This window comes from Acidisoma sp. (assembly GCF_965199065.1).
Classification (GTDB): domain Bacteria; phylum Pseudomonadota; class Alphaproteobacteria; order Acetobacterales; family Acetobacteraceae; genus Acidisoma.
The window spans coordinates 1008813-1020122 of record NZ_CBDAQN010000003.1; the positions used below are offsets into that span (position 1 = coordinate 1008813).

The 11310-nt window shown below is 66.7% G+C and carries 10 protein-coding genes; 5 read left to right on the top strand and 5 right to left on the bottom strand.

Annotation, left to right across the window (positions count from 1 at the left end; genetic code table 11):
* Nucleotides 1-6: 6 nt before the first annotated feature.
* A complete protein-coding gene (locus ACOEQ1_RS12860) occupies nucleotides 7-747 on the bottom strand; it encodes a DnaA ATPase domain-containing protein (protein ID WP_419759647.1) in 741 nt (246 codons plus the stop codon).
* Nucleotides 740-1933: an AI-2E family transporter gene (locus tag ACOEQ1_RS12865; RefSeq protein WP_419759648.1), complete on the bottom strand. Its 1194-nt coding sequence runs from the start codon at nucleotides 1931-1933 to the stop codon at nucleotides 740-742. The genes ACOEQ1_RS12860 and ACOEQ1_RS12865 overlap by 8 nt, the downstream gene beginning before the upstream one ends.
* A 179-nt stretch (nucleotides 1934-2112) precedes the next feature.
* On the opposite strand from ACOEQ1_RS12865, the gene purM reads away from it, so the two are divergent.
* Both purM and purN read left to right on the top strand, forming a co-directional pair.
* A complete protein-coding gene (gene purM / locus ACOEQ1_RS12870) occupies nucleotides 2113-3189 on the top strand; it encodes a phosphoribosylformylglycinamidine cyclo-ligase (RefSeq protein WP_419759649.1) in 1077 nt (358 codons plus the stop codon).
* A 5-nt stretch (nucleotides 3190-3194) separates the two neighbouring features.
* Nucleotides 3195-3797 (top strand): phosphoribosylglycinamide formyltransferase, encoded by a 603-nt coding sequence (gene purN / locus ACOEQ1_RS12875; protein ID WP_419760692.1) that lies wholly within the window; start codon nucleotides 3195-3197, stop codon nucleotides 3795-3797.
* A gap of 12 nt (nucleotides 3798-3809) precedes the next feature.
* Here purN and ACOEQ1_RS12880 read toward each other — a convergent pair whose 3' ends face one another.
* Both ACOEQ1_RS12880 and ACOEQ1_RS12885 read right to left on the bottom strand, forming a co-directional pair.
* Nucleotides 3810-5762: a primary-amine oxidase gene (locus tag ACOEQ1_RS12880; RefSeq protein WP_419759650.1), complete on the bottom strand. Its 1953-nt coding sequence runs from the start codon at nucleotides 5760-5762 to the stop codon at nucleotides 3810-3812.
* A gap of 51 nt (nucleotides 5763-5813) precedes the next feature.
* Entirely contained in the window at nucleotides 5814-6848 is a 1035-nt protein-coding gene (locus tag ACOEQ1_RS12885; RefSeq protein WP_419759651.1) for a proline racemase family protein, read from the bottom strand.
* A gap of 482 nt (nucleotides 6849-7330) precedes the next feature.
* Here ACOEQ1_RS12885 and ACOEQ1_RS12890 point away from each other — a divergent pair, with 482 nt between their 5' ends.
* A complete protein-coding gene (locus ACOEQ1_RS12890) occupies nucleotides 7331-7645 on the top strand; it encodes a co-chaperone GroES (protein ID WP_419759652.1) in 315 nt (104 codons plus the stop codon).
* Nucleotides 7646-7670: 25 nt separating this feature from the next.
* A complete protein-coding gene (gene groL / locus ACOEQ1_RS12895; protein ID WP_419759653.1) occupies nucleotides 7671-9317 on the top strand; it encodes a chaperonin GroEL in 1647 nt (548 codons plus the stop codon).
* Between the two features lie 60 nt (nucleotides 9318-9377).
* Here the strand turns inward: groL and ACOEQ1_RS12900 are convergent, their stop codons facing one another.
* A complete protein-coding gene (locus ACOEQ1_RS12900) occupies nucleotides 9378-10097 on the bottom strand; it encodes a transporter substrate-binding domain-containing protein (protein WP_419759654.1) in 720 nt (239 codons plus the stop codon).
* Nucleotides 10098-10283: 186 nt separating this feature from the next.
* Between ACOEQ1_RS12900 and ACOEQ1_RS12905 the strand changes: the two genes are divergently transcribed.
* Complete coding sequence (locus ACOEQ1_RS12905) at nucleotides 10284-11294, top strand: zinc-dependent alcohol dehydrogenase family protein (protein WP_419759655.1); 1011 nt, start codon at nucleotides 10284-10286, stop codon at nucleotides 11292-11294.
* Nucleotides 11295-11310: the final 16 nt, after the last annotated feature.

Below are 11310 nucleotides of genomic sequence, written 5' to 3' on the forward strand. Positions count from 1 at the left end.
GCCATCCTAGAGCAGGACGGGCTCCTTTGTGGAGAGATCACTGACGGAGTTATCCGAACCGTCACCCGGTTCGCCGTCGAGGGAGGCGACAAGCCCCGCCGCCATCGCGCGGGTCACGCGGCCGCCCGCCGCCATGGCTGCCCGGTCGAGCCGGGCGACCGCCTCCCGCAGCGCGGCGGGATGGCGCGGAAGGCGCGCCAGCAGCCAGTCCTGCAGACTTTCCCCAAGGATGAGCTGACGCTCCGACAGCAGCCGCGTGAGCAGTGCCCGCAGCAGTGGATCCTCCGCTGTCCGCAGCCCGACGGCGGTCGTCGCCCTTAGCCGGCTGGCAAGATCAGGGAGCGGCGACGGCCAGCGGGCGGGAGGCGTACGGCCGACCAGGAGCAAGGGACGCCCCGTCTCGCCGGCCAGGTTGATAAGATGCAGAACCATCACATCGTCGGGTGCGGCATCCGCGTCATCGAGCGCAATGGCGGTGCTGCCGCCGAGGTCCGGCAGCCGGCGCAGGCTTGGGCCGTCGAGCAGCAGGGCGCCGTGACGCTCGGCCCAAAGCTGTAGTAGATGCGTCTTGCCGCAGCCCGCCTCGCCATAGAGCGCCAGCCGGCGGCCGGGCCAGTCCGCGGTGCGTCCGAGCCAGGCGCGCGCTTCGGCATTGGAGGGCGCGGGTATGAAATCCTCGACGCGGAAGCGCGGGACGTAGGCGAAAGGCAACGCAAGCTGGCGCGCGGAGAGATCGTCGTCACTCATGACGGGATTGGGGCGGATCGAGGTAGAGGGGGCTGCCCAGGTAACGCCTGATCCAGAAGCGCGCGAGGACGCCGAGCGCCGCCGTGACTGGCACCGCCAGCAGCACGCCGAGGAAGCCGAAGGCGGCGCCCCCGGCCAGAAGCGCGAAGATGACAAGCACGTCGTGCAGCTCCACCCGGTTGCCGAGCAGCCGCGGATAGATGACGTAGCCTTCGAGGATCTGGCCCAGGAGGAAGACCGCTCCGACATAGGCGACCCCGTGCCAGTTCGGAAACTGGGCGACGGCGAGACCGATCGAGGTTACCGCGCCGGTGATGGTCCCGACATAGGGGATGAAGGAGAGCAGGCCCGCGGAGAGGCCGACGATCAACCCCAGGTCGAGGCCGACGACGGTGAGGCCGATGGCGTAGAAGGCCGCCAGCATGAGGCAGCACATGAGCTGCCCGCGCAGCCAGGCCGAGAGGATGCGATCGACCTCGTGCACCTGGGCGCGAATGATGCTGGCATAGCGGAGCGGGATCAGTTGATCGGCCTTCGCCACGAGCCGCGGCCAGTCCCGCAGCAGGTAGAAGGCGGCGATGGGCGTGACCACGAGCAGAGTGAGGGCGTTGACGATGGCGAAGCCGCCGCCGATTACGCGGGTAAGCGCGCCGACGGCGAAGGGGATCATCGACCCGGCATGGGCGCTGACGATCTCACGCAGCTTGTTGTCGACGAAATCGGGCCCGAGATGCTGCTGCAAGTGAGAGAGAGTGCCGTTGGCCCAGGCTTGCACCTCGACGACGTAATTCGGCACCCGCCCCAGCAGCAGCCCGATCTGGGAGAGGATGATGGGGTAGAGCAGCAGCGCGAAGGTAAGGATGCCGGAGAGCAGGCCCATCACGAGAAGCACGGCGGCGAGCCAACGCGGGGTGCCAAAGCGCGTCATCCTCACCGCGACGGGGTCCAGGAAATAAGCGATGCCGGTCGCCGCGACGAAGGGCAGCAGGATCGAGGAGAACAGGTAGAAGAAGAGGCAGAGCGTCAGAACCAGGCCGACGCCAAGAGCAATACGTTGGCCGCGCGTGGAGTGCAGCGGTGGAGGCGCGGTGAGCCGAGGCTCGATCGGCTGAGGCGCCTCGGCAGGCCGTGCTTCGGCAGGCCGCGGCAATTCGGGCGGAACAGGCGCGATGCGCGGAAGCTTCATGCGCCTCCCATCTTGGCTGCCGCGCCCGCACGCTCGGTTGCGCCAGGCAGACGGCTGTGTTTGTGTCCGCGCCTCTTCACACTCTTCCAAAACCTTGCATTGAGAGACCGGTTCACCGTGCGGTTGATCGCGACGCCAATCAACTCAGCCGAACGGGCTCTAACGCATCGAGGGCCTCAATGACCAGAGCGGCATATCCCGGCAACGGCGCAACCTACCGCGAAGCCGGGGTCGATATCGAGGCCGGTGACGCGCTGGTCGAGGCGATCAAGCCGCTGGCGCGCGCAACCTCCCGATCCGGCGTGATGGGCGGATTGGGCGGCTTTGGGGCCCTGTTCGACCTCCGTGCGGCAGGGTTTGCGGACCCCGTGCTGGTCTCGACCACGGACGGCGTCGGCACCAAACTCAAGATCGCCATCGACCACGGGCTGCACGACACGGTCGGCATCGACCTCGTCGCGATGTGCGTGAACGACCTCGTGGTGCAGGGTGCCGAACCGCTGTTCTTCCTCGACTACTTCGCCACCGGCAGCCTGGATGTGGCCGCCGCCAGCCGCGTCATCGCGGGGATCGCCGAAGGATGCAGCCGCTCGGGCTGCGCGCTGGTGGGCGGCGAGACCGCCGAGATGCCGGGCATGTATCACGGCGGCGACTACGATCTAGCGGGTTTCGCGGTGGGCGCCGCCGAGCGCGGCTCGCTGCTGCCGCGCGACGTGACGCCCGGCGACGTCGTGCTGGGGCTCGCGAGTTCCGGCGTGCATTCCAACGGCTTCTCGCTGGTGCGACGCGTGGCGACGCAGGCGGGCGTGCCGCTCGACGCGCCGGCGCCGTTCGACGAGGCGATGAGCCTCGCCGAGGCGCTGATGGTGCCGACGCGGCTTTACGTGCTGCCGGTGCTGGCGCTGCATCGCGCCGGGCTGCTCCGCGCCGCCGCCCATATCACCGGCGGCGGATTGCCCGGCAACCTGCCGCGCGCCTTACCGCCGGGCACGCTGGCACGGCTGGATGCGGCACGGTGGGACGTGCCGCCGGTGTTCCGCTGGCTCGCCCAGGCAGGCGGGATTGCAGCCGACGAGATGCTGCGCGTGTTCAATTGCGGCGTCGGGATGACGCTGATCGTGGCGGCGGCAGACGAGGCGGCGGCCCGCGCCATTCTGGAAGCCGAGGGCGAGCGCGTCTTTACCATCGGCACGGTCGAGGCCGGTGACGGTGCGCCGCACGCCGAGATCTCGACGCCTGCCGGCTGGCCTGCGTGACGGGGATGACAACGAAGCGCCGCACGGCCGTCCTCGTCAGCGGCCGGGGCTCGAACATGGTGGCGCTCGCGGAGGCGGCGGCGGCGGCCGACTATCCCGCCGAGATCGTGCTGGTGATATCGAACCGGCCCGATGCGGCCGGGCTCGCGACCGCCGCCGCGCGCGGCATCCCCACGATGGCGATCGACCACCGGCCGTTCGGGTCCGACCGCGGGGCGCATGAGGTGGCGGTGGATGCCGCCCTGCGCGCTCATGGCGTCGAGATCGTGTGCCTGGCGGGCTACCTGCGGCTGTTGTCGCCTTACCTCGTGTCCCGCTGGTCAGGGCGGATGCTGAACATCCATCCCAGCCTGCTGCCCGCCTACAAGGGTCTGCACACCCATGAGCGGGTGCTGGCAGCCGGCGAAACGCGCCACGGCTGTTCCGTCCATCTGGTGACAGAGGATCTGGATTCGGGTCCGATTCTCGCTCAGGCGGAGGTGCCGGTGTTGCCCGGCGATACCCCGGACATCCTGTCGGCGCGAGTGCTGGAGGCAGAGCACACGCTCTACCCCCGCGCTTTGGCGGCGATGGCTATGGACCTTCCTCCGGTGACCGAACACCGGTAGCCGCTCGGCCTGCTAGGCGCAGCAGCTTTTCGTGTTGACCGTCGGCGGCAGGTCGATGACTGGGTTCTGGTCGAAGAACCCGGACGGCATGAGCTTGAAGCCGCAGACGACGCAAGGCTGCACCGGATGATCCTCCGGGCGCGGCATATGGTGCACGCCGAAGCTGTGCCACAGCACGATGTCGGTGTTCTCCAACGGCCGGTTCGCGCGTGTCCAGCTCGGCAGGCCCTCCTCGCCCTTCGACTGGTTGACGAATTCACCCGCCGGAAAGCGTTCCTCAGGATCGAAGGCCGTCACCCAGAGCTGGTGCTGGATGAAGCGGCCGCGCCGGCCCGAGACGCTGTCGGGGTGGGTGTAGGGCTGGACCGCGGAGCCTGCCTCCAGCTTGTAGCCCGTTGGCCGCCCAACCCAGTTAGTCCTCTCCGGATTGATGATGCGCCAATAACGGCTTTTCCCGAAATCTGAGTCGCGTTGCGCTTCGAGCTCCGAGGGGAGCGCACGCTCCTCCATCAGGAAGGCGTGGCCATAGGGGTTGTCCGGCCCGGCAGGCAGAGCACGGGTATCGCATTCGGTCACCGTGTTGCGCGGTCCATCCACTTCCATGTCGAGACGCGCGCAGAAGATGTGCTGGTGGATATGGCCGACGATGCCGGGCGCCACTTCCGTGCCGAACTTGCCCGGATGCCCGGGATGGCAGGCGGCCGTATTGATGATGCCGGTCGCCTTCATCTCGTATTCGATGCGCCCGTCCTGATGCAGATACCAGTAGGACGCGTATTCGTAGTTTCCGATCGTCGAGATCGAGGAAATCACCAGCTTGCGCGCGCGCCGGACCTCGGTGCGACCGCTGCGCACGTCGAAATGTTTCCAGGATAGCCCTGCATCTTCCTCGTGCAGGCAGATTGCGTTCTCGATCGTCCGCGACGTGCCGAAGACCGTCGGCACCTCGGCATCGAAGTAGTGGATCGCGCCGAGGCAATCGCAGCCGAGGGTGAGCGAGTTGGCCATGCGGCCGAAACCAAGCTCGCCGCTGTCGAAAACGTTCTTGCGGTAATGGCTGCGCTCCGGCGTGCCGTAGGGCACGACCATCTCGGCGATCGAGGCGCGGTACACGACCGGGCGGCGCTCGCCTGCATGCGTGTAGCCGATGGTGTAGAGCACGAGGCCTTCGCGCCCGTTGAAGCCGACGCGGAAGTCCCAGTTCTCCCAGGTCACCTTGTTGCCCTCGACCCGGAAGCCCGGCCCCTCCGGCTGCACCACGTCGAGCGGCGCCGAGGGCGGGCGGAACTCCGTGAGCAACGCGGCGTCATAGTTGCGGGGCGCGCGCGGCACCGGAATGTAGTCTCCGGTTTCCTCGAAATGATCGGTCACCTCCAACACTTCGAGCGTGCTCACGTCGATGAGCGCGTGGAGACCCTCGACCGGATGCGCATAGTAGTTGTCTAGCGGGAACGTTCTCATCCAGATGAAGCAGTTTAGCACGCGACGCCCCTGCTCGATGGCATGGCCGAAGTCGCCCACGGTCCAGGGGTCGACGGCCATGAAGTCGAGTTCCTCGAGCAGTCCGCGCCGGCGCAGCGCCTCCTGAAAGCGCGGATCGGCCTTCACGGTCTTCTCGATCTCGAGCACCTCCTCGATCGCGACCATCGCGCGGGCATCTTCGCGGAACACCTCCGACAGAAGCGCGCCGTCAGCGAGATCGATCTTGCCGGTGACGACGCCCATGACGCCGCGGCGGTAGATGTTGAACCGGGCGACGCGCTGGATGGGCGTGCCCGCGACGTAAGCGCGCACGAGGTCCTTGGCAGGCTCCGCCAGATCGATTGTCTCCACCCGCAGATCGTCGCCCCAGCCGTAGTGGTCACGAATGAGCTGCGCGGCACGGTTGAGCTCGGCCGCAGATAGCGGGTCCAGCGGATGCCGCAGGGCGGCGCTCGTGGTTTGAGGGCCGGGCGTCATGTCCATGCGTCTGCACTCCTGTTAGGCGCAGGAGCCAGCCTAGGCCCGATCTCCGCCTTATCCAAGGCTGCCGGCCTCTGAACCCCAGGTGTCCGAAAGCACGAACCCGCCCGGAAACGGATCGTCCGCATCGACCCGAAGGATTTCCGTGCCGTAGATCCAGCCTTGGCCCGTGATACGGGGAAGCACCGCGGGGCGGCCACCGACCCTGGTCTCGCCGATGATCTCGGCACGAAACTCGCCGCCGATGATGGAGCGGGAGATCATGGCGTCCCCGGCCTGCAACTCGCCCCTCGCATGGAGCACGGCCAGATTGGCGGAACTGCCGGTGCCGCAGGGCGAGCGGTCCACACGCCCGGGCAGGAGCGTGGTGCAGGTGCGGACGGCGCCATCGGCATCCCGGCTGCGAAACATGACGTAGGAGATCGCGTCGATGCCCTCGCGCTCCGGATGGCGGACAGACACCTGATCCGCAATCGACGCCTTGAGAGTGATGCCCGCCTCCGCAAGATCGCGGGCGCGATCCGGCGTGATCGTCAGCCCGACCTGGTCCACGTCGACGATCGCGTAGTAGACGCCACCGAAGGCGATGTCGGCGCGGATCTTGCCCCAGTCCCGCGTGGCGATCATGCGATCCAGCGCCTCCACGAAAGCCGGAACATTATCGAGGCTGACGGTGAGACAACGTCCGTTGGCGCATCGCGCGACGGCCCTGACCAGACCCGCCGGGGTTTCGAGCGTCACCACCGTCTCCGGCTCCGTCATCGGAACGCGCCCGGTCTCGAGGAGGGCGGTGACGACGCAGATGAAGTTGCTGCCGGACATGGCGTGCGCTCGGTCCGCCTGCAACACGATAAATCCGGCGTCCGCCCCCGGGTGACGCGACGGCAGCAGGAGATTGAGCGACATATGCGCGCTCGCGCGCGGCTCCAAAGTCATGAAACGGCGGAAGTCGCCATCGACTTCGTTGATGTGTCTCATCTTGTCGAGCATGGATTGTCCCGGGATCTCCGGTGCGCCGCCAACGATGACCTTGCCGATCTCGCCCTGGCAGTGGACCTGCACAACCTCAACCGAGCGTTCCCACATCATCCGGCGCCATCCTCTTGTTCAACTGCATCACAATGAGCTTCCAGACCACGGACGGCACGACGCTTCTGCAGGGGCCGGGCGATCTCTGTCCACCTAGGCCAATCGTCTGTCCCCAGAACTCCGGGGGAGCCTGTCGGCCATACCGGCAAGAAGGTTGGGCCGGTCCCCGTCATCCGCGTTATCATGACGTTGAAGACAAAAAGCTCTCGAAGCGACATCAACCAGACCTGCCCCAGTTGATGCCAAGCAACGTCCGGCTCCTCCTGCAGTTGGCCATTATGCCATTTCAATCGCGAGATGGCTGCCTAGGTAGTTCCCGGGGGTCGCGCTCCAGGCGCCGATAGGCTATGCCATCTTTCAGGAGACGGCGCAGGCAGTGCTTCAGAATTAGGCTGCCGATGGAACGGCGCCATGGGCGAGATGCCCTGGGCGATGACGCCGTGACTGCACGATCAACTGTTCCCCGCCCTTTGGAGCGACCTATGAAATTCCGCCCGCTACACGACCGCGTTGTGGTCCGCCGTATCACGCCGCTGGAGAAGTCTGCCGGCGGGATCATTATCCCTGACACCGTCAAGGACAAGCCGATGGAGGGCGAGATCATCGCCGCCGGCCCCGGCGCCCGCAACGAGCAGGGCGCGATCGTGGCGCTCGAGGTGAAGGCGGGCGACCGCGTTCTGTTCGGCAAATGGTCCGGGACCGAGGTGAAGCTCGACGGTGAGGAACTTCTGATCATGAAGGAGAGCGATCTTCTGGGCGTGATCGAAGGCGCCGCCCCACTCGCCCGCGCCGCCTGAAGCAGAACAGAGAAAGTATAGTCAGATGGCAGCCAAAGACGTTCGTTTCGGCGAAGACGCTCGCGCCCGCATGCTGCGCGGCGTCGATATCCTGGCCGATGCAGTGAAGGTGACGCTCGGTCCGAAAGGCCGCAACGTCATCATCGACAAGAGCTACGGTTCTCCGCGCATCACCAAGGACGGGGTGACGGTCGCGAAGGAAATCGACCTCGCGGAGAAGTTCGAGAACATGGGCGCGCAGATGGTGCGCGAAGTGGCGAGCAAGACCAACGACATCGCCGGTGACGGCACCACCTCGGCAATCGTGCTGGCCCAGGCCATCGTGCGCGAGGGCGGCAAGGCCGTCGCCGCCGGTATGGCGCCGATGGACCTCAAGCGCGGCGTCGACAAGGCGGTTGCCGCCATCGTCGCCGAACTGGCCGTGCGCACCAAGAAGATCACGACCGAGGCCGAGACGGCCCAGGTCGGCACCATCTCCGCGAATGGCGAGGCCGAGATCGGCCGCATGATCGCGGAAGCCATGCAGAAGGTCGGCAACGAGGGTGTCATCACCGTCGAGGAAGCCAAGGGCATGGAGACCGAGCTTGAAGTGGTCGAGGGGATGCAGTTCGACCGCGGCTACCTCAGCCCCTACTTCATCACCAATGCCGAGAAGATGACGGCGGATCTCGAAAACCCGTACATCCTCATCCACGAGAAGAAGCTGTCGGGTCTGCAGGTTCTGCTGCCTTTGCTTGAGGCCGTGGTTCAATCGGGCCGTCCGCTGCTGATCATCGCCGAGGACATCGAAGGGGAGGCGCTGGCGACCTTGGTCGTCAACAAGCTGCGCGGCGGCTTGAAGGTCGCGGCCGTGAAGGCTCCGGGCTTCGGCGATCGCCGCAAGGCCATGCTGGAAGACATCGCGATCCTCACCGGCGGACAGGTCATCTCCGAGGATCTCGGCATCAAGCTCGAGACCGTCACGCTGAACATGCTCGGCCAGGCGAAGCGCGTTCTCATCGAGAAGGAGAACACCACCGTCATCGAGGGCGTGGGCGATCACGCCGCCATCAAGGCGCGCTGCGAGCAGATCCGTGGTCAGGCCGAGGACACCAAGTCCGACTACGACAAGGAGAAGCTGCAGGAGCGGCTGGCGAAGCTCGCCGGCGGCGTCGCGGTCATCCGGGTCGGCGGCGCGTCCGAGATCGAGGTGAAGGAGCGCAAGGACCGCGTGGACGATGCGCTGCATGCGACGCGCGCGGCGGTTGAGGAAGGCGTGGTCCCGGGTGGCGGCGTCGCCTTGACCCGCGCCAGCCAGATCCTGGTCGGCATGAAGGGCGACAACTCGGACCAGACCTTCGGCATCGAGATGGTGCGGAAAGCGATCCAGACGCCGCTGCGCCAGATCGCCGAGAACGCCGGCAGCGATGGCGCCGTGATCGCAGGCAAGGTGCTGGAAAGCAACGATTACGGTTTCGGCTATGACGCCCAGACCGGCGTCTACAAGAACATGGTCGAGGCCGGGATCATCGACCCGACGAAGGTCGTGCGCGTCTCGTTGCAGAACGCGGCCTCGGTCGCCGGGCTGCTGATCACCACCGAGGCGATGGTGGCCGAGCGTCCCGAGAAGCGCGCGCAGTCCCTTCCGCAGGGCGGCGGCGGCATGGGCGGCATGGGCGATATGGACTACTAAGCCTTTCGCCGAGGCTGAACGCATGTGGCCGCCCGGGCAACCGGGCGGCCACATGCATGACTACGGCGCGACGGACAGGCCGGCGACGCGGTGACGGGCAATCAGGGACGCCACGAGGCCCGTAGCCTTCGCCTCCCCGACGAAGTCTCTGAGGAAGGCCGCGCCGGCAACATTTTCATGGGCCGTTCCGATGGCCTGCTGCACGGCAGTGAAGTGTCCGTCCAGGATCACCGCGCCCGGCATCCTCTGCGCGTCGGACAGCAGGCGTGGCCGCAGACCTGCAAGCACATCCAGCTTGTCCGCCGCGAACTGATCGAACGCGCTATCGAGACTGGCGGAGCGCACTAACTCCGCCCGGGTGATGTTCCGATCCAGCCAGAGGCCATAGGCCGTCCGGGCGGTGACGGCGATCCGGATGCCGGGCTGGTCGACCTGCTCGATCGCCGTGAGCGGCGACCCCGGCGGCACCATGTAGGTGGCCTCGATCTCGGTATAGGCAGGGCTAAAGGCGATTTTCTCCGCCCGCGCGGGTTCCGCGCCGATCAGGCCGATGTCCCAGGCACCGGTCATCGCCGCATCGGCAAGCTCTCCCGGCGTTGCGTAGGTCATGTAGGTGACGGGCACGCCCAGCCTCTCGGCTATCGCGCGTGTTATGTCCGGCGACACGCCTTCAGGATCGCCGGATGGGCTGCGCCCGGTCACGAGCAGAAAGTTGCTCAGATTGATCGCGGCGCGCAGAACACCGTGAGGGGCAAGCTCGCGCCTTACGTCCTCGATCATGGCCTGATGATTTCCCTGATCAGCCGTCATCTGGGCCGACGATAGCGTTGCCGCCGGAGTGCGATCAACCGCGCGGCGGTCGGTGCGATGAGAACGGGCGACAAGTCGTGACTTGGCGGGCGGAGCGGCGAGAGGCAGTCTCCATCCGCCGCGGCCCGCCGGGCTGCCGCCGACAGGAACATGATCATGCGGCTTTACCGCCTCCCACAGCACACCGGCTTCGATGACCTGACCTTGGGCGACGCGGAGACGCCGCGTTGCGGCCGGGGGCAGGTGCTGGTTCGCATGCATGCCGCCTCGCTGAACTTCCGTGATCTTTCAGTCGCCACCGGTCGCTACTCGCTCGGCGCTCCTCCGCCGAACCTCGTGCCGCTGTCCGATGGCGCCGGTGAGGTCGCCTCGGTTGGCGAGGGCGTCACCCGGGTGAAGACCGGCGACCGCGTCGCGGGTATCTTCATGCAGGGCTGGATGGGCGGCGAACTCGAGCCCGCGCATTCCAAGACCGCCCTCGGCGGCGCGATCGACGGGGTGCTCGCGGAGTATGTCGTGTTCGACGAGCAGGGTCTGGTCCTGATCCCCGACCATCTCTCCTACCAGCAGGCGGCGACGCTGCCCTGCGCCGCCGTGACCGCCTGGAACGCGTTGTATGGCCTTCATCCGCTCCAGCCGGGACAGACCGTGCTGGTCCTCGGCACCGGCGGTGTTTCCATCTTCGGGCTTCAGTTCGCCCGGATGGCGGGGGCGCGGGTGATCGCCACCTCCTCCAGTGACGCGAAGCTGGAGCGGGTCACGGCGATGGGGGCATCCGGCGTCATCAACTACAAGACCAGTCCCGAGTGGCAGGAGACGGTGCGCGGGCTCACCGATGGCCGCGGCGTCGATCACGTGGTCGAGGTCGGCGGTCCGGGCACCCTCGGGCGATCGCTCGGTGCGGTCCGCAATGGCGGGATTGTCTCGCTCATCGGCGTCCTCACCAAGGGCGAGATCGATCCGATGACGATCTTCCGTAGTGGCGCCATCGTGCGGCCGATCTATGTCGGCTCCCGCCAGATGTTCGAGGCGATGAACCGCGCCATTGCGCTGCATCGCCTGGAGCCCGTGATCGATCGGGTCTTTCCTTTCGATGCTGCCCCTGAAGCCTACCGCTTCCTCAAGGGCGCCACTCATATCGGTAAGATCGTGATCCAGATCAGCTGACGCGTGGCGAGGGCGC

What these genes read in the sequence shown, in the direction of transcription:
- ACOEQ1_RS12860 (WP_419759647.1), bottom strand. Translation starts at nt 747, where the DNA reads ATGAGTGACGACGATCTCTCCGCGCGCCAGCTTGCGTTGCCTTTCGCC.
- ACOEQ1_RS12865 (WP_419759648.1), bottom strand. Translation starts at nt 1,933, where the DNA reads ATGAAGCTTCCGCGCATCGCGCCTGTTCCGCCCGAATTGCCGCGGCCT.
- purM (WP_419759649.1), top strand. Translation starts at nt 2,113, where the DNA reads ATGACCAGAGCGGCATATCCCGGCAACGGCGCAACCTACCGCGAAGCC.
- purN (WP_419760692.1), top strand. Translation starts at nt 3,195, where the DNA reads ATGACAACGAAGCGCCGCACGGCCGTCCTCGTCAGCGGCCGGGGCTCG.
- ACOEQ1_RS12880 (WP_419759650.1), bottom strand. Translation starts at nt 5,762, where the DNA reads ATGGACATGACGCCCGGCCCTCAAACCACGAGCGCCGCCCTGCGGCAT.
- ACOEQ1_RS12885 (WP_419759651.1), bottom strand. Translation starts at nt 6,848, where the DNA reads ATGATGTGGGAACGCTCGGTTGAGGTTGTGCAGGTCCACTGCCAGGGC.
- ACOEQ1_RS12890 (WP_419759652.1), top strand. Translation starts at nt 7,331, where the DNA reads ATGAAATTCCGCCCGCTACACGACCGCGTTGTGGTCCGCCGTATCACG.
- groL (WP_419759653.1), top strand. Translation starts at nt 7,671, where the DNA reads ATGGCAGCCAAAGACGTTCGTTTCGGCGAAGACGCTCGCGCCCGCATG.
- ACOEQ1_RS12900 (WP_419759654.1), bottom strand. Translation starts at nt 10,097, where the DNA reads ATGATCGAGGACGTAAGGCGCGAGCTTGCCCCTCACGGTGTTCTGCGC.
- ACOEQ1_RS12905 (WP_419759655.1), top strand. Translation starts at nt 10,284, where the DNA reads ATGCGGCTTTACCGCCTCCCACAGCACACCGGCTTCGATGACCTGACC.